The sequence below is a fragment of the Flavobacterium magnesitis genome (assembly GCF_041729735.1).
Taxonomy (GTDB): Bacteria; Bacteroidota; Bacteroidia; order Flavobacteriales; family Flavobacteriaceae; genus Flavobacterium; species Flavobacterium magnesitis.
Genome location: NZ_JBCFQK010000005.1, coordinates 1 through 21,169, shown reverse-complemented (window position 1 = coordinate 21,169; position 21,169 = coordinate 1). Strand labels below are relative to the sequence as shown.

General features: G+C 32.5%; 22 protein-coding genes. 16 read left to right on the top strand and 6 right to left on the bottom strand.

What is annotated here, in order from left to right:
- The first annotated feature begins 271 nt into the window (after window positions 1-271).
- The 3 genes from katG to AAGV33_RS05160 all read left to right on the top strand — a co-directional run bounded on the left by katG (window position 272) and on the right by AAGV33_RS05160 (window position 3,320).
- The gene (gene katG / locus AAGV33_RS05170) at window positions 272-2,545 is read left to right on the top strand and encodes a catalase/peroxidase HPI (protein WP_373390887.1); all 2,274 of its coding nucleotides are present in this window, start codon (window positions 272-274) and stop codon (window positions 2,543-2,545) included.
- Between the two features lie 212 nt (window positions 2,546-2,757).
- Window positions 2,758-3,018: a SemiSWEET family sugar transporter gene (locus AAGV33_RS05165; RefSeq protein WP_373390886.1), complete on the top strand. Its 261-nt coding sequence runs from the start codon at window positions 2,758-2,760 to the stop codon at window positions 3,016-3,018.
- 20 nt (window positions 3,019-3,038) lie between these two features.
- On the top strand, window positions 3,039-3,320 hold the full coding sequence (locus tag AAGV33_RS05160; RefSeq protein ID WP_373390885.1) for a hypothetical protein: 282 nt from the start codon (window positions 3,039-3,041) through the stop codon (window positions 3,318-3,320).
- 67 nt (window positions 3,321-3,387) lie between these two features.
- On the opposite strand, the gene AAGV33_RS05155 is transcribed toward AAGV33_RS05160, so the two are convergent.
- A complete protein-coding gene (locus AAGV33_RS05155; protein ID WP_373390884.1) occupies window positions 3,388-4,014 on the bottom strand; it encodes a carbonic anhydrase in 627 nt (208 codons plus the stop codon).
- A gap of 226 nt (window positions 4,015-4,240) precedes the next feature.
- Between AAGV33_RS05155 and AAGV33_RS05150 the strand changes: the two genes are divergently transcribed.
- Window positions 4,241-4,465 (top strand): CDGSH iron-sulfur domain-containing protein, encoded by a 225-nt coding sequence (locus tag AAGV33_RS05150; RefSeq protein ID WP_373390883.1) that lies wholly within the window; start codon window positions 4,241-4,243, stop codon window positions 4,463-4,465.
- A gap of 73 nt (window positions 4,466-4,538) precedes the next feature.
- Here the strand turns inward: AAGV33_RS05150 and AAGV33_RS05145 are convergent, their stop codons facing one another.
- A complete protein-coding gene (locus tag AAGV33_RS05145) occupies window positions 4,539-6,401 on the bottom strand; it encodes an ABC-F family ATP-binding cassette domain-containing protein (RefSeq protein WP_373390882.1) in 1,863 nt (620 codons plus the stop codon).
- Window positions 6,402-6,459: 58 nt separating this feature from the next.
- Window positions 6,460-7,440 carry a T9SS C-terminal target domain-containing protein gene (locus AAGV33_RS05140; protein WP_373390881.1) on the bottom strand — a complete coding sequence of 327 codons (981 nt, stop codon included), beginning with the start codon at window positions 7,438-7,440 and terminating at the stop codon, window positions 6,460-6,462.
- 401 nt (window positions 7,441-7,841) lie between these two features.
- Here AAGV33_RS05140 and AAGV33_RS05135 point away from each other — a divergent pair, with 401 nt between their 5' ends.
- The 11 genes from AAGV33_RS05135 (at window position 7,842) to AAGV33_RS05085 (ending at window position 15,408) form a co-directional block, all read left to right on the top strand.
- A complete protein-coding gene (locus tag AAGV33_RS05135; RefSeq protein WP_373390880.1) occupies window positions 7,842-9,140 on the top strand; it encodes a dihydrolipoamide acetyltransferase family protein in 1,299 nt (432 codons plus the stop codon).
- A 119-nt stretch (window positions 9,141-9,259) separates the two neighbouring features.
- On the top strand, window positions 9,260-10,030 hold the full coding sequence (locus AAGV33_RS05130; RefSeq protein ID WP_373390879.1) for a 3'-5' exonuclease: 771 nt from the start codon (window positions 9,260-9,262) through the stop codon (window positions 10,028-10,030).
- Window positions 10,031-10,128: 98 nt separating this feature from the next.
- Window positions 10,129-10,740 carry a fumarylacetoacetate hydrolase family protein gene (locus AAGV33_RS05125; RefSeq protein WP_373390878.1) on the top strand — a complete coding sequence of 204 codons (612 nt, stop codon included), beginning with the start codon at window positions 10,129-10,131 and terminating at the stop codon, window positions 10,738-10,740.
- Window positions 10,740-11,084: an Hpt domain-containing protein gene (locus AAGV33_RS05120; protein WP_373390877.1), complete on the top strand. Its 345-nt coding sequence runs from the start codon at window positions 10,740-10,742 to the stop codon at window positions 11,082-11,084. Before AAGV33_RS05125 ends, AAGV33_RS05120 begins: the two co-directional genes overlap by 1 nt.
- Window positions 11,085-11,188: 104 nt before the next feature.
- Window positions 11,189-12,442 (top strand): competence/damage-inducible protein A, encoded by a 1,254-nt coding sequence (locus AAGV33_RS05115; protein ID WP_373390876.1) that lies wholly within the window; start codon window positions 11,189-11,191, stop codon window positions 12,440-12,442.
- Between the two features lie 72 nt (window positions 12,443-12,514).
- Window positions 12,515-12,751 carry a 50S ribosomal protein L28 gene (gene rpmB, locus AAGV33_RS05110; RefSeq protein WP_035660225.1) on the top strand — a complete coding sequence of 79 codons (237 nt, stop codon included), beginning with the start codon at window positions 12,515-12,517 and terminating at the stop codon, window positions 12,749-12,751.
- Window positions 12,752-12,780: 29 nt separating this feature from the next.
- Window positions 12,781-12,963: a 50S ribosomal protein L33 gene (gene rpmG / locus AAGV33_RS05105; RefSeq protein ID WP_016988713.1), complete on the top strand. Its 183-nt coding sequence runs from the start codon at window positions 12,781-12,783 to the stop codon at window positions 12,961-12,963.
- A gap of 73 nt (window positions 12,964-13,036) precedes the next feature.
- Window positions 13,037-13,189, top strand: a complete 153-nt coding sequence (locus AAGV33_RS05100; protein WP_373390875.1) for a DUF4295 domain-containing protein — start codon at window positions 13,037-13,039, stop codon at window positions 13,187-13,189.
- 122 nt (window positions 13,190-13,311) lie between these two features.
- Window positions 13,312-14,265 (top strand): signal recognition particle-docking protein FtsY, encoded by a 954-nt coding sequence (ftsY, locus tag AAGV33_RS05095; protein ID WP_373390874.1) that lies wholly within the window; start codon window positions 13,312-13,314, stop codon window positions 14,263-14,265.
- A 422-nt stretch (window positions 14,266-14,687) separates the two neighbouring features.
- Window positions 14,688-15,131: a hypothetical protein gene (locus AAGV33_RS05090; protein WP_373390873.1), complete on the top strand. Its 444-nt coding sequence runs from the start codon at window positions 14,688-14,690 to the stop codon at window positions 15,129-15,131.
- Window positions 15,112-15,408 carry a DciA family protein gene (locus AAGV33_RS05085; protein ID WP_373390872.1) on the top strand — a complete coding sequence of 99 codons (297 nt, stop codon included), beginning with the start codon at window positions 15,112-15,114 and terminating at the stop codon, window positions 15,406-15,408. Before AAGV33_RS05090 ends, AAGV33_RS05085 begins: the two co-directional genes overlap by 20 nt.
- Window positions 15,409-15,547: 139 nt before the next feature.
- On the opposite strand, the gene AAGV33_RS05080 is transcribed toward AAGV33_RS05085, so the two are convergent.
- Both AAGV33_RS05080 and bshC read right to left on the bottom strand, forming a co-directional pair.
- Window positions 15,548-15,967 (bottom strand): nucleoside-diphosphate kinase, encoded by a 420-nt coding sequence (locus AAGV33_RS05080; RefSeq protein WP_373390871.1) that lies wholly within the window; start codon window positions 15,965-15,967, stop codon window positions 15,548-15,550.
- Between the two features lie 97 nt (window positions 15,968-16,064).
- Window positions 16,065-17,654, bottom strand: coding sequence for a bacillithiol biosynthesis cysteine-adding enzyme BshC (gene bshC, locus AAGV33_RS05075; protein ID WP_373390870.1), 1,590 nt, complete (start codon window positions 17,652-17,654; stop codon window positions 16,065-16,067).
- A 78-nt stretch (window positions 17,655-17,732) separates the two neighbouring features.
- On the opposite strand from bshC, the gene AAGV33_RS05070 reads away from it, so the two are divergent.
- On the top strand, window positions 17,733-19,040 hold the full coding sequence (locus AAGV33_RS05070) for an MFS transporter (protein ID WP_373390869.1): 1,308 nt from the start codon (window positions 17,733-17,735) through the stop codon (window positions 19,038-19,040).
- A 70-nt stretch (window positions 19,041-19,110) separates the two neighbouring features.
- Here the strand turns inward: AAGV33_RS05070 and AAGV33_RS05065 are convergent.
- Window positions 19,111-21,169, bottom strand: a 2,059-nt coding sequence (locus AAGV33_RS05065) for a T9SS type B sorting domain-containing protein (protein WP_373390868.1), incomplete at its 5' end; no start/stop codon positions are given.

Here is a 21,169-nt window from a genome sequence, read left to right as displayed (position 1 = left end):
GGAAAAAAATATTGAAGTTTTATTTTTATATCATAAAAAAATGCCATAAAATAAATTTAATTGTAAGATTATGAAGCTTATTTTTTTAGGCCTTTTTTAATTTGTTAACTATTTGATAGAGAACAGTTATTATTTTTTTTAGTATTTTTATTAATTGAAGGACTGTTTGCAAAAATAGAGTTATAGCTTTTATCTATCAATAATTATTTTTAAATAGATTTATTGTTGGTAGATTAGCATTTCGAAATAAAAAATAAAAAAACAAATAATTATGGAAAACACAAACAATTCAAGCGGTGGTGGAAAATGTCCGTTTTCAGGAAGTGCTCCAAAACAAAGTGCAGGTAATGGAACGCAAAACCAAAATTGGTGGCCTAATCAGTTAAAAGTTGATATTTTACGTCAACATTCATCAAAATCCAATCCAATGGATGAAGAATTTGATTATGCAGAAGCATTCAAATCACTAGACTTAGAAGCGGTAAAAAAGGATCTACATGCTTTGATGACTGATTCTCAGGATTGGTGGCCAGCAGATTTTGGACATTATGGACCGTTTTTTATTCGTATGGCATGGCATAGTGCAGGAACATACCGTGTGCAAGACGGACGAGGTGGTGCAGGTTCAGGCCAACAGCGTTTTGCTCCTTTAAACTCATGGCCTGATAATGTATCTTTAGATAAAGCACGCCGTTTGATTTGGCCAATAAAACAAAAATATGGTAATAAAATTTCCTGGGCTGATTTAATGATCCTTACCGGAAATATCGCTTTAGAGTCTATGGGATTCAAAACATTAGGTTTTGCTGGTGGTCGTGCTGATGTTTGGGAGCCGGACATGGATGTATATTGGGGTTCCGAAAAAACCTGGTTAGGTGGAGATATCCGCTATGCACATGGTTCTCATGGAGTAGGTGGAGACGGTGTGGTTGCTTCTGATGACGATGCAGATGGGAAAGTTCATTCTCGTAAGTTAGAAAATCCTTTAGCTGCTGTTCAAATGGGATTGATTTATGTAAATCCAGAAGGACCAGACGGAAATCCAGATCCTGTTTTAGCTGCCCATGATATTAGAGATACTTTTGGTCGTATGGCAATGAATGATGAGGAAACGGTGGCATTAATTGCTGGTGGTCATACATTTGGTAAAGCACACGGAGCGGCTTCTACTGATCATGTAGGTAAAGAACCTGAAGATTCAGGAATTGAAGAACTAGGTTTTGGTTGGAGTAATAGTTTTGGAACAGGTAAAGGTGCTGATACCATTAGTTCTGGTCTTGAAGTTACCTGGACGAGTAAACCAACAGAATGGACGAACTTATTTTTCGAATACTTATTAGATTTTGATTGGGAATTAACAAAAAGTCCTGCTGGGGCTCATCAATGGGTGGCTACAAATGTTGGCGCAATTACTCCAGATGCACACGATCCAAACAAAATGCATCAACCAACGATGCTGACAACCGATTTATCTTTACGATTTGATCCAGAATATGCTAAAATATCAAAAAGATTTCGCGAAAATCCAGATCAATTTGCTGATGCTTTTGCAAAAGCCTGGTTTAAATTAACACACCGTGATATGGGACCTCTTTCACGATATTTAGGTCCAGATGTTCCTCATGAAGTGTTTACATGGCAAGATCCAATTCCTGCTGCAGATTATGAATTAATAGATGCTAATGATGTTGATGTGTTAAAATCTCAAATTTTAGGATTAGGATTTTCGGTTTCAGAATTAGTGACTACTGCATGGGCTTCGGCATCTACTTTTAGAGGTTCTGATAAACGTGGTGGTGCCAATGGAGCACGTATTCGATTAGAACCACAAAAAAATTGGGAAGTAAATAATCCAGTTCAATTAAGTAAAGTTTTAACTGCTTTAGAAAATATTCAAAGTAAATTTAATGCTACAAACGGATCTAAAAAAGTTTCTATTGCGGATCTAATTGTATTAGCGGGTAATGTTGCTGTAGAAAAAGCGGCAGCTGATGCAGGAACAAGTGTAACAGTACCATTTACTGCTGGTCGTACAGATGCTACTCAGGAACAAACAGACGTTGAATCGGTTGGGTTTTTAGAGCCAATTGCCGATGGTTTTAGAAATTACAGAAAAAATAAAAGTGCTGTTTCTACTGAAGAATTATTAATTGACAAAGCACAATTGTTAACCTTAACTTCTCCTGAATTAACTGTTTTAATAGGTGGTTTGAGAGCTTTAGATACTAATTTTGACGGTTCAAAAAATGGTGTATTAACCAATCGTTCTGGACAATTAACAACAGATTTCTTTGTTAATTTGTTAGACATGGGAACAGCCTGGAAAGCAATGGACGAAAGTAAAGAAATTTATATTGGAACAGACCGTAAAACAGGTCAGCCAAAATGGACAGGAACTCGTGTGGATTTAGTATTTGGTTCTAACTCTGAGTTGAGAGCTATTGCTGAAGTTTACGCCAGTGCCGATGCTCATCATAAATTTGTGAAAGATTTTGTGGCTGCATGGAACAAAGTAATGAATTTAGATCGTTTTGATTTGGTTTAGTTCTTAACGTTTGGTCTAAAAAGCCAACATATAAAAGCTCTCAAAAAGTTAGAAACTATTTGAGAGCTTTTTCTTTTGAGATAATCTTTAATTTTTTGAAGTCAAAGCAATATAGAAAATCAAACTATTTTTAGTTCTTACAATTTCTATTTGATTTATTTTCGAAAAAGATAAAATACTTCTAGCGTAAAATAGAACTAAAAAAGAAAGCTATGAATTTTATAGATGTTTTAGGTTTTTCTGCAGGAATATGTGTTACGATTTCTGTTATTCCACAAATTTGGAAAGTATGGAAAACGAAGAAAGTAAAAGACATTTCGTTGTTAACTTTTAGCATATTGACTTTTGGAATAGCAATGTGGGTGGTATATGGAGTTTTAAAAAATGACCTGCCAATAATTGTTACCAATAGTATTTCGTTGTCATTGAATATTGTAATGGTTTATTTTATTATTTATTATGAAAAAGAGTAATCCTTAAAAATGAATTAAAAATGGAAAATAAAGATAAAAAAGACAGTAAAAGTAGTGTTGCGGGTAAACTTGATTCAGTCAATGAATCGCAACATGTTAAGAAGCCTAATGACCAAACAAATGAAGAAATTGCGGAGCAAGGATTCACAGTTAGAGATGGTCATAATCATCCGTATGAGAAGCCAATTTCTAATGATCGAGATGTAGAAGAAGATGCTAATTTTAGAATTCCAGATGATTATGATTTGATGGAAGGAGATGAACACGAAGAAAATCAACGTGACAAAGATGCTGAGAAATAAAAAAATGCCGATTTATAAATAGCTGTAAATCGGCATCTTTAGTATCATTCGAGAAAGAATTTCTGGTTTAAGATATTTTGTAAATTTTAGTAATATCTTTCAAAATTTCGTCAAAATCTATATTTAGATCAATTAATTCTCCGCTATGAATATCAAAAATCCAACCGTATACTTTTAGATTCCTTTCGGTATTTGCTTTTTGAACTTCGGCAGTTTTAATCACGTTAATACATTGTTCTTGCACGTTTAATTCAACCAGTCTTTTGTATTTTTCTGCTTCGTTAGTAATTGCATCTAATTCTTGTTGGTGAATTCGATACACATCTCTAATGTTTCTTAACCAAGGATTTAAAATTCCTAAATCTGATTGTTGCATAGCAGCCAAAACACCACCACAACCGTAATGACCACAAACTACAATGTGATTTACTTTTAAATGGCTTACTGCGTAATTAATAACCGACATCGAATTCAAATCGGTATTGGGAACCATATTAGCAATGTTTCTGTGTACAAAAACTTCTCCTGGTTGTAAACCCATAACTTCTTCGGCAGTTACACGACTATCAGAACAACCAATATAAAGTATCTCTGGAGCTTGTCCAGCACCTAATTTGTCAAAATAAGTTTCGTCGGTTTGCAGTTGTTTAGCGATCCACTTTTTGTTGTTTTCAAAAATTTGTTTGATATCCATGTTTTGTTTTTTATTTCAAATATAGTATGTAATTCTAATGTAAAAAAGAACAGCACTGTTATCTAACAAAAAAGTCCCAACTTTTTATATTGTTGTGTGGAAGAGTTAAGACTTTACTGTTATTAAAATATATTCAATATAAATTAGCTTTTTGTGTTCTAAAAACAGGAGTACAGTTTGAGCTTTCAGGATATATTTTGCAATCTTTGAAATCAAAAAAAACTATATGAGTAAGACAAAAGTAATAATCAATAATAACGGATCTATAAAAATTGAGGGTGATTTCGAAATTATAGACTGTGATGGAAAAGTTTACGGATTGGAAGGCAGAACAGCTTTAGGGCTTTGCCGTTGTGGATTATCTTCTAATAAGCCTTTTTGTGATGGTGCTCACCGTAATAACTTTGCACATGAACCTAAGGCATTTGATTTGCCGCCAATGAAAAAATAGAATTTTATAACATAAAAAAAGCTGCAAATTCTAAAATAGAAATGCAGCTTTTTTTGTTGAAAATTAAAATGTTTTATCCTTCAATTTTTGCACTCAGTTCAAACCAGCGTTCTTCCTTAGCTTCCATCTTATTAATGATGTTCTCCAGTTCTTTGGCTTTTTTTTCGATGTCAGTATCAGCTATTTTACCTTCTGAGAACAATTGTTCGATCTTACTTTTTTCAATTTCTAAATCTTTAATTTCTTTTTCGATTTTTTGATATTCTTTTTGCTCGTTAAAAGTCAAGTTTCCAGTTGGATTTTTTTGTTTCCATTCCTTTTTCTCGGTTTTATTATCTTCTTTTTGTGCTACATCGCTACTGTCTTCATAACTTCTAAAATCAGAGTAGTTTCCAGGGAAAGTTTCAATTTCACCTTGTCCTCTAAAAACAAATAATTGATCGACAATTTTATCCATGAAATACCTGTCGTGAGAAACTACTAATAAACAACCCGGATAATCCATCAAGAAACTTTCCAGAACGTTTAATGTTACAATATCCAAATCATTTGTAGGTTCATCCAGAATTAAAAAGTTTGGATTCTGAATCAAAACTGTACATAAATACAAGCGTTTTAGTTCACCACCACTCAATCGATCTACAAAATCATATTGTTTTTTAGAGTCAAAAAGAAAACGCTCTAATAATTGGGAAGCCGAAATTAATCGTCCTTTCATTAGCGGAATAAATTCTCCGTATTCTTTAATCACATCAATAACACGTTGTCCTGGTTTTGGGTTAATTCCACTTTGTGTATAATAACCCACTTTTATGGTTTCGCCAATCACAACTCTACCGCTATCAAGAGGTAAAGTTCCTGTAACTAAATTTAAGAAAGTTGATTTTCCAGTTCCGTTTTTACCAATAATTCCAATGCGTTCTCCTGGCTGAAAGTCAAAACTAAATTCATCTAAAATTACATGATCCTTGAATTTCTTAGAAATTTTATGAAGCTCAATAATCTTGCTTCCCATTCGCTCCATGTTGATTTCCAGTTCTACTTTGTTCTCTTTTCGACGACTTTGCGCTTTTTCTTTGATAACGTAAAAATCATCCTGACGCGATTTAGATTTGGTTGTTCTCGCTTTTGGCTGACGACGCATCCATTCTAATTCTTTTACAAATAAGTTTTGTGCTTTGTCTACACTGGCATTTTCAGAAGCAATGCGTTCTTCTTTTTTCTCTAAATAATAAGAGTAATTTCCTTTGTATTGGTATATTTTTCCGTTGTCCAATTCTATGATTTCGTTACACACACGCTCCAAAAAGAAACGGTCGTGCGTAACCATAAATAAGGTAATATTTTCTTTTGCAAAATAACTTTCCAGCCATTCAATCATTTCTAAGTCCAGGTGATTCGTTGGCTCATCCAAAATCAATAAGTCAGGACGATTAATCAAAATAATGGCTAGAGAAAGACGTTTTTTTTGTCCTCCGGAAAGATTTTTTACTTTTAGTTTAAAATCTTCAAGCTTTAATTTGAATAAAATTTGTTTGTATTGGGTTTCAAAATCCCAGGCATTGTGCTGATCCATTCCGTCAAAAGCTTTTTGATAGGCTTCTTCGTCTTCAGGATTTTCTAATGCTTTTTCGTAAGCTTCAATAATCTTTAAAGTTTCATTGTCCGATGCAAAAATGCTTTCTTCAATCGTCAATTCGTCTTGTAAATTATTGTCTTGAGAAAGAAATGCCATTCGGATGCTTTTACGCAAGATAACTTGTCCTGTATCTGGTTCGTCAAAACCATTAATAATGTTCATTATTGTTGTTTTTCCCGAACCATTTTTGGCTATAAAGGCAATTTTTTGGTCTTTGTTAATTCCAAAAGAAATGTTTTCAAAAAGGGTTCTTTCTCCAAAAGATTTGGATATATTTTCGACAGATAAATAATTCACAGTTGTAATTTTTTTGGCAAAAGTAAGCTATTAAATGACTAATTGCGAATTGTTTGTTTTAATCCGTTTTCAAATAATCAAGATATTGGGATAAATAGCTGCTTAAATCGAAATGATGAATTTGCTGCGGATTATTGGCAATAGGTTTTTTAATGAAAGATTCATTTGTTAAATAAAATAATTTTCCATCTTGGGTTGCAATTCCTTCAATTTGATGAAACCAGAGACGAAGTTTAAATTTTCGTTTATTTCCAGATAAAAAATTGTGGTTTTTAAAATCGTATAAAAGATAAATGAACGTTTTTCCTTTTTTAGAATAACCGCAAAGTGCAATTAGTTTTTTATCTTCTAAGTAGGTTGCGCCAGTAACCAATCCTCTCACGTTGAGGGTTTCTTTGTATTGAGCAATATGTTTTCCAGAAGTTTTAGGCAATACATAAATATTGGTTTTCTTTTCCTTCCATTGTTTGCTAAACAAATAAATACTGTCTTTAGAAACTATAAAAGCTTCACAATCAAAGTTGGTTTTATTAGGTTTTGCTTGAGAAAAATCAGTTTGATCTGAATAAGAAAACGAAATCGTATCAATTACAGCTCGATTTGCTAAGAAAGATTTTTTCTCAATTTTTAAAATATGCAAATCGGTGCGATTGCCTCGATAATTATTACCAAAATCGCCAACATATATGTAACTGCTGTCTTGCGAAATCTCCTCCCAATCGGTATTGTTAACTTTTTCAAGTTTGATTTTCTTTTTAATTTCACCTACAGTATCTAATCCGTAAATGTTAGTGTCAGTATCATCATTATGCGTCCATAGCAAATTATTGAATGCAATTAAGCCTGAAGTCTCTACAATATCGCTACTGAGTTTGTTTGAAAAAATAGGTTTTAGTTTTTTATTCTTGTATTTACAACTTCCGTCATTAATGGTTGCTTTTGGATTGTAGTTTTTTGACAAAGGATCCGTACAACCTGAAATTTGAGATTGGATTTGGCTAATTGAAAATAGAAAAAATAATAAGAAAGCTTTTTTCAATGGGATGCAATAATTTAAGAGTTGTTTCTTTATTATACTTCAAAAGTAAGTGATTTTTATGGATTGATTATTTAATGATCACAATACAAGCTTTTTTGTTTTTAAAAAAATGACTATTTTTAGAAGTACAAAAACAAAAAACTACCATTTTATTAGCTTCATTGTATAGCTTTAAGTAAATTTATTGTAAAAAATAATCGGTTAGTGTGTTTGTTTTTTTATCAAATTGGTAAAATACCATGTATTTAGGATTTGATTTTTATTAATAAGTGAATTATTGTTTTGAAAATGAGTTGCTTGTTATAATTAATATAGGAAAGCGGCATTTAATATAATTTATGTTTTAAGAATTTAGTAATTTCGCAAACAGAAATTAAAAAACTACCTTTTGGGTTAACAATATGGCAAGATTCGAATTAAAGCTTCCAAGAATGGGAGAAAGTGTCGCAGAAGCAACCATTACAAACTGGTTGAAACAAGTAGGCGATAAAATTGAAGCCGATGAGGCAGTGCTAGAAGTTGCTACCGACAAAGTGGATAGTGAAGTGCCTAGTGAAGTTTCGGGTGTTTTAGTAGAACAATTGTTTTCAAAAGATGATTTGGTTGCCGTAGGACAAACTATTGCAATCATTGAAACAGAAGGAGAGGATGAAGATGCGGAAGATGAAATTGAAGAAACAATTGCACCAGAAATAATTGAAGAAGTAACAAAAACAATTGAAATTGCAAAAGAAAGTGTTTCAGCTCCAACGATAACAAATAGTAATTCTGAAAAATTCTTTTCGCCATTAGTCAAAAATATTGCTGCTGCCGAAGGCATTGAAATGGACGAGTTAGAACAAATTCCAGGTACAGGAAACGAAGGAAGAGTGACTAAGAATGATATTTTAGATTATCTAAAAAATAGAACCAATGCACCTAAAGTTGAGGTTGTAAAAGAAGTTGCTGATGTTGTACCTTCTAAATCGACAGCACCAGTTTCAGTAAATGGTGGAGACGAAATTATAGAAATGGATAGAATGCGTAAGTTAATTGCGGGTTATATGATTTCTTCTCAACAAACATCAGCTCATGTTTATTCTTTTATAGAAGTGGATGTTACCAATATTGTAAAATGGCGTGACAAACATAAAAATGAATTTGAGAAAAGAGAAGGTGAAAAACTGACTTTTACTCCCATTTTTATGGAAGCCGTTGCCAAAGCACTGAAAGATTATCCGGGAATGAATATCTCAGTTGATGGCGATTATATCATCAAAAAGAAGAATATCAATTTGGGAATGGCAGCTGCTTTGCCAAATGGAAATTTGATTGTTCCCGTAATTAAAAATGCCGATCAGCTGAATTTAGTAGGAATGGCTAAGGCTGTAAACGATTTAGGAAAACGTGCTAAACTAGGGAAGTTAAAACCAGATGATACAAAAGGTGGAACATACACGGTAACCAATGTAGGTTCTTTTGGCAGTGTATTTGGTACTCCTATTTTGAATCAGCCGGAAGTAGGTAGTCTTGCATTGGGAACTATTCGAAAAGTTCCTGCTGTTATTGAAACTCCTGAAGGCGATTTTATTGGAATCAGACAAAAAATGTTTTTAAGTCATGGTTATGATCATCGTGTTATTGACGGTGCTTTAGGAGGGATGTTTGTAAAAAGAGTTGCCGAATATTTAGAGGCTTTTGATATTACGAGAACCGTTTAATTTGAGACTAATAAAGATAAAAATGCCCGAAAGTTTTAAATGACTTTCGGGTTTTCTTTTTTAAACTCTTGTTTAAATTAAACTCAAAACTTTATATTTGTAATTATATATTATAGAAAATGGAATTAAAACTCAATAGACCGATTTGCTTTTTTGATCTTGAAACTACAGGAATTGATATTGGAAAAGATAGAATTGTTGAAATATCAATTTTCAAAGTTTTTCCAAACGGAAACAAAGAAAGCAAAACCTGGTTAGTGAATCCTACGATTCCAATTCCACCACAAACTACCGCCGTTCACGGAATTACTGACGAAAAAGTAGCTAACGAACCTACTTTTAATGAATTGGCAACTCAGGTTTACAATATGATAAAAGACAGCGATTTGGCTGGATTTAATTCAGATCGATTTGATATTCCGCTTTTAGCTGAAGAATTGCTTCGTGCGGGAGTGGATTTTGATATGAAAAATAGAGTTTCTGTTGATGTTCAAACGATTTTTCATAAAAAAGAAGAACGTACTTTGAGTGCTGCTTTAAAGTTTTATTGTGGACAAAGTTTAGAGAATGCCCATTCAGCAGAAGCAGATACCATGGCGACTTACGAGATTTTAAAAGCACAACTAGAGCGTTATCCTGATTTGGAAAACGATATGAAATCGTTATCTGAATTCACGACTAGAAAAAAAATAGCCGATTTTGCAGGAATGATTTCATTTGATAAAGATGGTGATGAGATCTTTACTTTTGGAAAACACAAAGGCGTAAAAGTGGATGTTATTTTAGAAAAAGAACCAGGTTATTTTAGCTGGGTTCAAAATGCTGATTTTCCTTTGTACACTAAAAAAGTATTGACAGCTATTAAATTAAGAAAGTTAAATACGAAATAAGTTGGGAGTAGGAAGCTGGGAGTTGGAAGAGAAAAAAATGTCTTAACTCTCAACTTGGTTCTTTCAGCTTCCAACTTCTAATTTCCAACTCAAAAAAAATGAAAATAATTTGTATTGGTCGCAATTATGCGAATCATATCGAAGAATTACAAAACGAACGTCCAACAGAACCTGTAATTTTTATCAAACCAGATTCGGCTATATTATTGAAACAACATCCTTTTGTAATCCCTGAATTTTCAGAAGATGTGCAGCACGAAATTGAGGTTATTATTAAGATTAATAAAGTAGGGAAGTATATCGATGCCAAATTTGCTCATAAGTATTATGACGAAATAAGCGTAGGAATTGATTTTACGGCAAGAGACCTGCAAAGCAAATTAAAAGAAAAAGGCTTGCCTTGGGAAAAAGCAAAAGCTTTTGATGGTTCGGCTGTGATTGGTGATTTTTTGCCAAAAGAACAGTTTAGTTCATTAGAAAATCTTACTTTTGAATTGAAAAGTAACAACCAAACGGTTCAGGAAGGTAATGTGAATATGATGTTGTGGAAAATAGATGAGTTAATTGCTTCTATTTCACAATATTTCACATTAAAAATTGGAGATATTATTTTTACAGGAACTCCAAAAGGAGTAGCAAAGGTAAATCCAAACGATGTTTTGGAAGGGTATTTAGAAGGACAAAAACTATTTAGAATACAAATAAAATAATGGCTTTACACTATAACTTAGCAAAAGTATATGCAATTTCTGATAATGATACAGAGTTTGTAAACGAAATTCTAACTTTGTTTGTCAACGATGTTCCAGAAGATTTGGCGCAAATTAAAGAAGGAATTAAAAAGAAAGACCATAAACATGCTTATGCCTATGCTCATAAAATTAAGCCCACTCTGGACTTGTTAGGAATGACTGTAGCATTTGAAGAAATTCTTGAAGTAGAAGCCTGGACTAAAGCAGAAGGAAGAAGAAAAGATATCGAGCATACTTTTGATAGTATAAAAACTCAGGTGAAAGAAGCTATTAAAGAGATTAAGAAAGATTTTGATTTATAATAAATCTCATTTTAAATTTAAACAACAATAATAAAAATCAACATTCAACTATTTTTGAATGTTGATTTTATTTTTTAATACACTCAAATGATCAAAATAATATAATGAAAGCAACCATTGTTACTATAGGAGATGAAATTTTAATTGGGCAAATCATTGATACTAATTCGGGTTTTATTGCTAAATCTCTGGATAAAATTGGAGTGGAAATCAATGAGATGATTTCTATTAGCGATGATAAACAACATATTTTAGACACTTTTGTAAAATTGCAAAATAAGGTTGATTTGGTAATCATTACAGGAGGTTTAGGGCCTACAAAAGATGATGTAACTAAAAAAACATTTTGTGATTATTTTGAAGATGAATTAATTGTAGACGAGGCGGTTTTAAAACATGTGACTCAATTGATAGAAGGTTTCTATAAACGTACGATTACCCAAATCAATAAAGATCAAGCATTGGTTCCTTCGCGTTGTACTGTACTTCACAATCAAGTTGGAACCGCTCCGGGAATGTGGATGAGAAAAGAAAATACCGTTTTTGTTTCGTTGCCAGGAGTTCCTTTTGAAATGAAATATTTGGTCGAAAATGAGATCATTCCAAAGGTGGTTAAAGAATACAACCGTCCGTATATTATTCACAAAACGATTCTGACTTACGGACAAGGCGAAAGTATGGTGGCGGAACGTATTGAAGATTGGGAAAACAGTTTGCCTGATTTTATTAAGTTAGCTTATTTACCAAGTCCGGGAAGAGTGCGTTTGCGTCTTTCGGCTAGAGGAAAAGATAAAGAATTGTTAGAACAAGCTATAGAGTCTTATGTGGTTTCCTTAGATGCAATTATTAATGATATTATTGTTGGTTTTGACGAAGATGAAACCATTGAAGGGATAGTTGGCAGAATGCTAAAAAAAGACCAGAAAACCGTGGCAACAGCAGAAAGTTGTACAGGAGGTCAAATTGCGGCAAGTTTAGCTTCGGTGGCAGGAGCTTCAAGTTATTTTAAAGGAAGTGTGGTTTCTTACGCAACTGAAACTAAGATAAATGTATTAGGAATTCCAGAAAAATTAATCGAAGAGTATTCAGTTGTGAGCGCTGAGGTAGCAAAAGCAATGGCGTTGAACGTTAAGAAGCTATTAAACGCAGATTATGCAATTGCAACAACAGGAAATGCCGGACCAACAAAAGGTGATGAAAAAGCCGAATTAGGAAGTGTTTTTATTGCTTTGGCTACTTCAAATGAGGTAATTGTGGAAGAGTTTAATTTTGGTCAACCCCGTGAAAAAGTGATAGATAGAGCAGTGATTAAAAGTTTAGAAATGCTAAAGAAAGAAATTTTTAAAAATGTCTTGTAATTTTTTTGTTTGAACCGTTTATTTTTCTTTTCTTTGCACCCTGATTTTGAATAACGATAAAAGATAAGTATAATGTCAAGAGTTTGTGACCTTACAGGTAAAAGAGCGATGGTAGGAAATAACGTTTCTCACGCTATGAATAAAACTAAGAGAAAGTTTTCTGTAAACTTAGTTAAAAAGCGTTTTTATCTTCCAGAAGAAGATAGATGGATTACTCTTAGAGTAGCAGCATCTACGATAAAAACAATTAATAAAAATGGAATTGACGCTGTTTTGAAAAAAGCACAGTCACAAGGATTTATTAAATAATCTTTATTCCTAAATAAATATATAGCAAGATGGCAAAGAAAGGTAATAGAATCCAAGTAATTTTAGAATGTACAGAGCACAAAACTTCAGGTGTTGCTGGTACTTCAAGATACATAACAACTAAGAACAAAAAGAATACTCCAGACAGATTAGAAATTAAAAAATTCAATCCTGTTTTGAAAAGAGTAACTGTTCACAAAGAAATTAAATAATAATAAGATTTTGATAATAGTCTCAGATGTTTGCATTTAGAGATTTTATTAAAATTCAAATAACATTTGAATCATGGCAAAGAAAACAGTAGCATCGTTACAAACATCTTCTAAGAGATTATCAAAAGCCATCAAAATGGTTAAATCTCCAAAAACTGGCGCATATACTTTCGTAGAAACTATTATTGCTCCTGAATTAGTTGAAGAATTCTTGAAAAAGAAATAATTCATAAAAGAATATATAGAAAAGCTACTTTCATTCGGAAGTAGCTTTTTTATTTTCTATATTTACCCTTAAAAAAACGTAACAGTCGCAGTACTTTACATCATTTTTATACTTCAAATACAATGAGTTTTTTTAAAAAAATATTTTCGTCAGAAAAAAAAGAGTCTTTAGATAAAGGACTAGAAAAAACAAAAACCACTTTCTTCTCTAAGTTAGGTAAAGCCATTGCAGGTAAATCTAAAGTGGATGATGATGTTTTGGATAACTTAGAAGAAATACTTGTTTCTTCTGATGTAGGTGTTGATACTACTTTAAAAATTATAACTCGTATTGAAAAACGTGTTGCGGAAGATAAATATTTAGGTACTGCGGAGCTAAACCAAATTTTACAAGAAGAAATAGCGTCTTTATTATCAGAAACCAATACTGGCGAAGCAACAGAATTTGTTATTCCAATTAACGTTAAGCCTTATGTTTTAATGGTTGTTGGTGTAAATGGTGTTGGAAAAACAACTACTATTGGTAAACTAGCTTATCAATTTAAAAAGCAAGGTTACAATGTTGTTCTTGGAGCTGCAGATACTTTTAGAGCAGCTGCAATTGATCAATTACAAATTTGGGCAGATAGAGTAGGAATTCCTATTGTGAGACAAAATATGGGTTCTGACCCCGCTTCGGTAGCTTTTGATACACTGCAATCTGCGGTAGCTCAGGATGCTGATATTGTAATTATTGATACAGCCGGACGTTTGCACAACAAAGTGAATTTGATGAATGAATTGACAAAAGTGAAACGTGTAATGCAAAAAGTAGTTACCGATGCGCCACATGATGTAATGTTAGTTTTGGACGGATCTACTGGGCAAAATGCTTTTGAGCAAGCCAAACAATTTACTGCTGCAACCGAAGTAACGTCACTTGCTGTTACTAAACTGGACGGAACTGCTAAAGGTGGTGTAGTAATTGGTATTTCAGATCAATTTCAAATTCCTGTAAAATACATTGGTGTAGGCGAAGGTATTGAGGATTTACAGGTTTTCAATAAACACGAATTTGTAGATAGTTTCTTTAAATAAAAAATTAATATGTTTTCTTCATTTAAAAATATTGCTCCTATTTATCTTTATATGATAAGTGTTGTATGTTTTGTTATTGCAAATATTATCCGAGATCAATATATAAACTTATACTATATTTTACTGATTATCGGAATCATTTTTTTTGTTTTAGGTTTTAAAAATAGAATCAGTAAGAAATCCTAATTTTTATTTTTTCGAAAATGTCTCAGCAAACCTGAATGATGGTAATTACTATTATTCAGGTTTGCTTTTTTAATTACTTTCTATAATGAATGAAGTCTAATTACTATTATTTTAGTAATCATTATTTTAAGTTCTAAAACAGAAAAAAGTATAAGTTGACTTTGAATTTTTATAAAAGTTAACTTTAATAAAGCTAACTTTGTTTTTAGTAATCACAGTCGAAATTAATAGTATTTATGATGAAAAATGTTTTAAAAGCTCTTTTTGTATGTTTATTTTTGGTTTCTTGCCAACAAAAAATTAACCCAGAAGATATTAATAAACTCAATGGTTATTGGGAAATTGAAAAGGTAGTTTTTAAAGATGGCGAAGACAAAGAATTCAAGATGAATGAGAATTTTGATTTTTTTAAAATTGCTAATAATAAAGGAATTCGAAGAAAAGTAAGACCACAATTTGACGGAACATTTTTATTCAACGAAGATTATGAAAATGTAAAAGTACGTTTTGAAGAAGAACATGTTTTTTTAGATTATTTTACCGCTTACGCAAAATGGACTGAAGAATTAATAAGTATTTCAGAAGATGAGATGGTAATTAAAAATGATCAAAACAAAGAATACCAATATAAAAAAGCAGCACCAATTAATTTATTAGAAGATGGCAAAAAGACTAAATAATCAAAGTACCGTAGGTGATGTTCTAAAGCAAATTATTCAAGTAAATAAATTGCAGTCAGGAATGGACGGAATCAATGTAAAAGAAGCCTGGCAGAATTTAATGGGGAACGGTGTCAATAGTTATACTAGAAATGTAGTTTTAAAAGGAAGTACTTTGTATGTCGAACTAACATCATCAGTATTGAGAGAAGAACTAAGTCACGGAAAATCGAAGATTGTAGCGATGATAAACGAAGAATTGCGCCGTGATGTAATAAAAGAGGTGGTTCTGAGATAATGATTTTAGATTTTTAATTAACGATTTTTGATTTCAGATATTTAAGATAATAGAAAATCCCATTAGCCTCGGCGAATGGGATTTTCTATTATATAGATTTTAATCTGCTTTCTATAAACTGAAATCTGTTTTCTGAATACTAAAACTGTTCTCTTCCTGAAAAATGAAAAGCACCTTCAATAGCAGCATTTTCATCACTGTCAGCACCGTGAATAGCATTTTCACTTAAAGAAGTAGCGTATAATTTACGGATAGTTCCTTCGGCGGCATCTGCTGGATTGGTAGCGCCAATAAGTGTTCTGAAATCTATAACGGCATTTTCTTTTTCTAATATGGCTGCAACAATAGGTCCGCTTGACATAAATCCTACTAAGTCTGCGTAGAACGGTCTTTCTTTATGAATAGCATAAAAAGCTTGTGCATCGGCTACTGTAAGCTGTGTCAATTTTAATGAAACGATTTTAAATCCTGCATAGTTAATCATTGCAAGTATATTTCCAATGTGTCCATTAGCGACAGCATCGGGTTTGATCATGGTAAAAGTTCTGTTGGTTGTCATTTTATAATTTCTTTTTTATAAAAGTAGGTTTTTTAAAACGTAAAGTCTCTTGATTTAACTATAAATTAAGTCAAAAATTCAGTTCTTTTGTTAAATTTTATAAAGTAATAATATCAAAACGCTGCTCTAGCGGTTCAAGACACTCAATGAGTTTTGTAATAAGGTTGTTTCCGGTTTCAATATAAAATTCAGAAAAATTAGCTTGTCGTTCTTGTAATCCTTGGTTTGGGAATAATTCGTTTTGTAAATCGGCTATGCGTGCTAAAGTGTCTTTTAGTTTTATTTTTTGAGCCTTTAGCAAACGTTTTTCTAGATTTTCAAGTCCTTTTAACTGTTTGACTTCTTGTGCTTTTACTGCTCCTGCAAAAGAAGGATCTGTTTTTGTAGTAATTTCGTGTAGGATGCTAAATTGTGATTGCAGTTGGTTTTTTAGCATCGACAAATCTATATCTATTTCCGAAAGTACTTTTGCTTTGCTATTAATCAAATCGGTTTGTTTCGAAAACAAGTCATTCCAATTGAGATCTAATTTATCCGCTTTTTTTACTTGTTTCTCCGTTGCCAAAAGAACCGAATTACGAACTAGAAGTATTGGAAAACTAACATTTACTGCATCAAAAAAAGATTTTAATTCGAGCCAATACGCAATTTCACCACCGCCACCAATGTAGCAAAGATTAGGCAGAATCACTTCTTGGTACAAAGGACGCATAATTACATTTGGGCTGAACTTCTCAGGATGAGTTTCCAGTAATGTTAGAATTTCACTTTCAGAAAATTCCATTTTAGTATTGTTCACTTTGAATTTTCCATTTTCAAAAACAATACGCTCTCGTAATTGATCTTCGATATAGAATAAATTAATTTCACGTGGATTTACCTGAATGCTGTATTGCGTTAGTTTTTCGGTACTTTCTAATACTTTTTTGTAAGCTGTTTGATGTAATAATTCCTCCTTAATATATGGTGCAAAATTTTGTTTTAAATCAGCATCATCGGCATCAATAATTACTAATCCATGTGCGCTAAACAACGCATTAGCTAAATAACGTGTGGCATCAGCTAAATTATCATGATTCAAATAAGCTTCTTGAAATAGTTTTTTCAGCGTTTCAGCATGAGTGCTAGAACCTAATTCCTGCGTAAATATCTCAAAAAAGTCAGCTAATCCTTCGGTTGAAAGTCTTCCTACAGGACCAGTACTTTCTGTATTCCAACGGAATTTTTTTCCTTTAAAATTAAAATAATTGATTTCTTCAAAATCATGATCCTCCGTTGCCATCCAATAAATAGGTACAAAATTGTAAGCTGGATATTTTACTTTTAATTCTGTTGTTAAATTAATAGTAGAAATGATTTTGTATAGAAAATACAAAGGTCCAGAAAACAGATTCAGTTGATGTCCTGTAGTTACAGTAAAAGTATTGTCAACTTTTAAAGATTCAATGTTTTGCTCAGTTAAATGCGAAATTTCAATTCCTGCATATTGTTTTTGTAAAACCGAAACTAAGTTCGTTCTATGATTGTGATTGAAATTGGCTTGCTTTTCGGCAATTTGAGTTTCGAAGTTTTCAATTGTTGGAAACCGATTATATAAGGATTGTAATTTTGGATTTTGGTCTAAATAATCATTCATCAAAGGAGAAAAATATCCTGATTTTTGATAGCTGATACAGTCGTTGGGCATGTTTGAATTTGTTTTTAGTAAAATTACCAAAAAATATTGGAACTAAATATTTGTAGCTTTCAAAAATAAGGAAGACTTTTGCACGATTTTAAACCTAATTATTTGACGATGAAAGACCAGCCAGCAAAAATAAATTCCTTGAAGCATGTGCTTTTTGGCAGTTTGATTGGAACTACTATAGAGTTTTTTGATTTTTATATTTATGCCAATGCAGCTGTTTTAGTTTTTCCGCAATTGTTTTTTCCTGGAGCTGATAGTACTAATTCTACGTTAGAATCTTTAGCTACTTTTTCGATAGCTTTTTTATCGAGACCTATCGGTTCGGCAGTTTTTGGACATTATGGAGATAAAGTTGGGCGAAAAGTTACTTTAGTCGTTGCTTTATTAACCATGGGAATCTCTACCGTGAGTATTGGTTTTTTACCAACTTACGCGAGTATAGGGATTTTAGCTCCTATTTTATTGATGCTTTGTCGTTTTGGTCAAGGTGTTGGATTAGGAGGCGAATGGGGTGGAGCTGTTTTATTAGCTATTGAAAATGCGCCACCAAATAAACGTGCCTGGTACGGAATGTTTCCACAACTAGGAGCTCCAATAGGATTGTTGCTTTCGGGAGGTACATTTTTACTGCTAACGGATAACATGAGCGCCGAAGATTTTATGGATTATGGATGGAGAATTCCGTTTATTGCCAGTTCACTTTTAGTAATTGTTGGTTTCTATATCCGATTGAAAATTACTGAAACTCCTGCTTTCGAAAATTCAAAACAAGAACAAAAAGAAGTTAAAGTTCCGTTTTTTACATTGTTGAAATCCTATAAAAATCAGTTGATTTTTGGAACATTTGCAGCAATTACTACTTTCTTGGTGTTTTATTTAATGACCGTGTTTACATTGAGTTGGGCCACTTCTGATTTAGGTTTTACCAAAAGAGATGCTCTATTGATTCAATTGTTTTCCGTATTGTTTTTTGCTTTTTTTATTCCGATTTCAGCTGTAGTTGCTGATAAAATTGGAAGAAGAAAAATGCTTATAGCAGCTACAACGGCGATTGCTATTTTTGGGTTTTTCTTTTCGTACTTTTTAAATTCAGGAAGTACAGTCTTAGTTACTGCGTTTATATGTATCGGAATGGCTCTGATGGGATTTACTTATGGCCCGCTAGGAACTTTCTTATCTGAATTGTTTCCTACAACTGTTCGTTATTCGGGAGCTTCGTTGACTTTTAATATGGCAGGAATTTTAGGAGCTGCTTTCGCTCCAATGATTGCTATTTGGTTAGCAACTCATTATAGTTTGACTTATGTTGGTTTTTATTTGACTATTGCTGCATGTGTTTCTTTAATTTCTTTGTTGGTAATTAGTAAGAAAGAGCATAAGTTTTAATTTTTTACCACAAAGTTCACGAAGATTTACACAAAGGGCGCAAAGTTTTAAATTTTGCGTCTTTTGTGTTTTATCGTTTGAGACTAAAATGACCTTTGTATTCTTGACCATTGGCTCTGGTTACAACAAACCAATAATCAGTTGCAGGCAATTCTTGATTGTTGAATTGGCCATTCCAAGAGCTGTTTGGTAATAGTACTTTTAATAACTTACCATAACGATCATAAATTTTGATTCCTGTATTTGGAGCCAAGTATGCGAAATCAATTGCCCAGGTATCATTATATCCGTCATTATTAGGAGTAAAGAATTTTGGAAATGGAAGTTTATCCACAAAATTGATACAATCTCCAGTGGTAGCTTCAAGGATAGTGATTGAAATAGGAATTCTATCGCTTTCGCAACTATTTATAGTTTGTGAAGCATAATAGACAATTCCGTTTTCAAGTAAAGTGGATTCGGATAAATTTATCGAAGACGAAACGCTTTCAAACCAATTTATATTTTGACCAGAGATAGTAATATCGCTAATTTTTGCATTTTCTTGTACGCAGAATATTTGGGGAGAATTAGTAATTGGATTTTGTGTATCCTGAATTTCGACAGTAACAGCTAATCTTTCACTTTCACAATCGTTTAGTGTTTGTGTAGCGTAATAGGTTTTATTATTTTGTAATAAAGAGGTTTCTGCTAAAACTGTTCCATTGGTAGTATCCTCATACCATTTGATATTCGAGCCTGAAATAGAAAGATTGGCAATAGTTGCATTCTCATCCATACAAAATAGTTGATTGTTGTTTGCTGTTGGTAATGGGGTTTCATAAACTCGAATTAAAACAGGAGTTCTGTCGCTTTCGCATCCAATAGTTTGTGAAGCGTAATAGGTTTTATTGTCTTCTAATAAAGTGGTGTTCGGTAAACTGGCTGCAGAGAAATTAGTATCATACCATCTTATGTTTTGTCCTGAAATTTGAACATTGTTTAACGTTGCATTTTCCTTTTTGCAAAAGGATTGATTTCCATTTGCCGTAGGAGTAGAAGGTGTATTAACAACAGAAACGGTAATTGCTAATCTCTCGCTTTCACAATTATTCACCGTTTGCGAAGCATAATAGGTTTTTCCATCAACAAGATTTGTTGTTTCAGTTAACAAAGAGCCATTGTTTAAAGCATCATACCATTTTATATTTTGTCCAGTAACTTGTATTTCTGCAATTCTCGGATTAGATCCAGTACAAAAGGATTGATTTACATCGGCTGTTGCTGGTGGAGTATTTTGAATGCTTATTAAAATAGCAACTCTTTCGCTTTCACAACCATTTATAGTTTGCGAAGCATAATAAGTAGTATTACTTTGTAATAATGTGGTATTGGCTAATAAATTTCCATTGGTCAAAGCATCGTACCATTGTATATTTTGTCCATTAATTACAATATTATCAAGAGTTGCATTTTGTTGAATGCAGAAGGTTTGGGGGGAGTTGGCAGATAGTAAAACTGTTTCAATTATAATGGGGGTAATTTGTACTCTTTCGCTCTCACAACCATTTACAGTTTGTGATGCATAATATGTAATGTTGTTTTCAAGTACTATTGTTTCAGATAATTTTAAGCCATCGGATAAGGAATCATACCAACTTATATTTATACCATTGATAATAATATCAGAAAGCTTTTTGTGTTCATTTTTACAAAAAACAGGAGGAGTAAATGTTGGAGCTTGAGGTGATTGAGTAATGTGTGCTGTCACAGCTAGTCTAGGGCTTTCAGGACAACTTCCAATTTGACGAGCAGCATAGTATATTTGATTATCATTTAATGATATTGTGCTTATTAACTCGTTTGTCGATGATAAAGATTCATACCACTTTATGGAGTTCGAATTTGGGGTTAAATTTCCAATTGTCGGATTTTGATTAGTGCAAAAATATTGGTCTTTATCTCCGATTGGTTCCGTATAATCGCAAGGACCAAGTTTTAAAATAAAACCATCTCTATTGATTGTTACTTGATTTACTGACTCTAAATTGTATACTGAGGTTATTGATGGGTCAAAATCACAACTCCACATAAAATCACCCGTTAAATAATTATTGTTATTAATGATTTTTATATTTTCAATTTTTATA

What these genes read in the sequence shown, in the direction of transcription:
- AAGV33_RS05120 (WP_373390877.1), top strand. Translation starts at nt 10,740, where the DNA reads ATGGCTTTACACTATAACTTAGCAAAAGTATATGCAATTTCTGATAAT.
- bshC (WP_373390870.1), bottom strand. Translation starts at nt 17,654, where the DNA reads ATGCCCAACGACTGTATCAGCTATCAAAAATCAGGATATTTTTCTCCT.
- katG (WP_373390887.1), top strand. Translation starts at nt 272, where the DNA reads ATGGAAAACACAAACAATTCAAGCGGTGGTGGAAAATGTCCGTTTTCA.
- AAGV33_RS05115 (WP_373390876.1), top strand. Translation starts at nt 11,189, where the DNA reads ATGAAAGCAACCATTGTTACTATAGGAGATGAAATTTTAATTGGGCAA.
- ftsY (WP_373390874.1), top strand. Translation starts at nt 13,312, where the DNA reads ATGAGTTTTTTTAAAAAAATATTTTCGTCAGAAAAAAAAGAGTCTTTA.
- AAGV33_RS05080 (WP_373390871.1), bottom strand. Translation starts at nt 15,967, where the DNA reads ATGACAACCAACAGAACTTTTACCATGATCAAACCCGATGCTGTCGCT.
- AAGV33_RS05090 (WP_373390873.1), top strand. Translation starts at nt 14,688, where the DNA reads ATGATGAAAAATGTTTTAAAAGCTCTTTTTGTATGTTTATTTTTGGTT.
- rpmB (WP_035660225.1), top strand. Translation starts at nt 12,515, where the DNA reads ATGTCAAGAGTTTGTGACCTTACAGGTAAAAGAGCGATGGTAGGAAAT.
- AAGV33_RS05135 (WP_373390880.1), top strand. Translation starts at nt 7,842, where the DNA reads ATGGCAAGATTCGAATTAAAGCTTCCAAGAATGGGAGAAAGTGTCGCA.
- AAGV33_RS05085 (WP_373390872.1), top strand. Translation starts at nt 15,112, where the DNA reads ATGGCAAAAAGACTAAATAATCAAAGTACCGTAGGTGATGTTCTAAAG.
- AAGV33_RS05130 (WP_373390879.1), top strand. Translation starts at nt 9,260, where the DNA reads ATGGAATTAAAACTCAATAGACCGATTTGCTTTTTTGATCTTGAAACT.
- rpmG (WP_016988713.1), top strand. Translation starts at nt 12,781, where the DNA reads ATGGCAAAGAAAGGTAATAGAATCCAAGTAATTTTAGAATGTACAGAG.
- AAGV33_RS05150 (WP_373390883.1), top strand. Translation starts at nt 4,241, where the DNA reads ATGAGTAAGACAAAAGTAATAATCAATAATAACGGATCTATAAAAATT.
- AAGV33_RS05165 (WP_373390886.1), top strand. Translation starts at nt 2,758, where the DNA reads ATGAATTTTATAGATGTTTTAGGTTTTTCTGCAGGAATATGTGTTACG.
- AAGV33_RS05160 (WP_373390885.1), top strand. Translation starts at nt 3,039, where the DNA reads ATGGAAAATAAAGATAAAAAAGACAGTAAAAGTAGTGTTGCGGGTAAA.
- AAGV33_RS05125 (WP_373390878.1), top strand. Translation starts at nt 10,129, where the DNA reads ATGAAAATAATTTGTATTGGTCGCAATTATGCGAATCATATCGAAGAA.
- AAGV33_RS05155 (WP_373390884.1), bottom strand. Translation starts at nt 4,014, where the DNA reads ATGGATATCAAACAAATTTTTGAAAACAACAAAAAGTGGATCGCTAAA.
- AAGV33_RS05100 (WP_373390875.1), top strand. Translation starts at nt 13,037, where the DNA reads ATGGCAAAGAAAACAGTAGCATCGTTACAAACATCTTCTAAGAGATTA.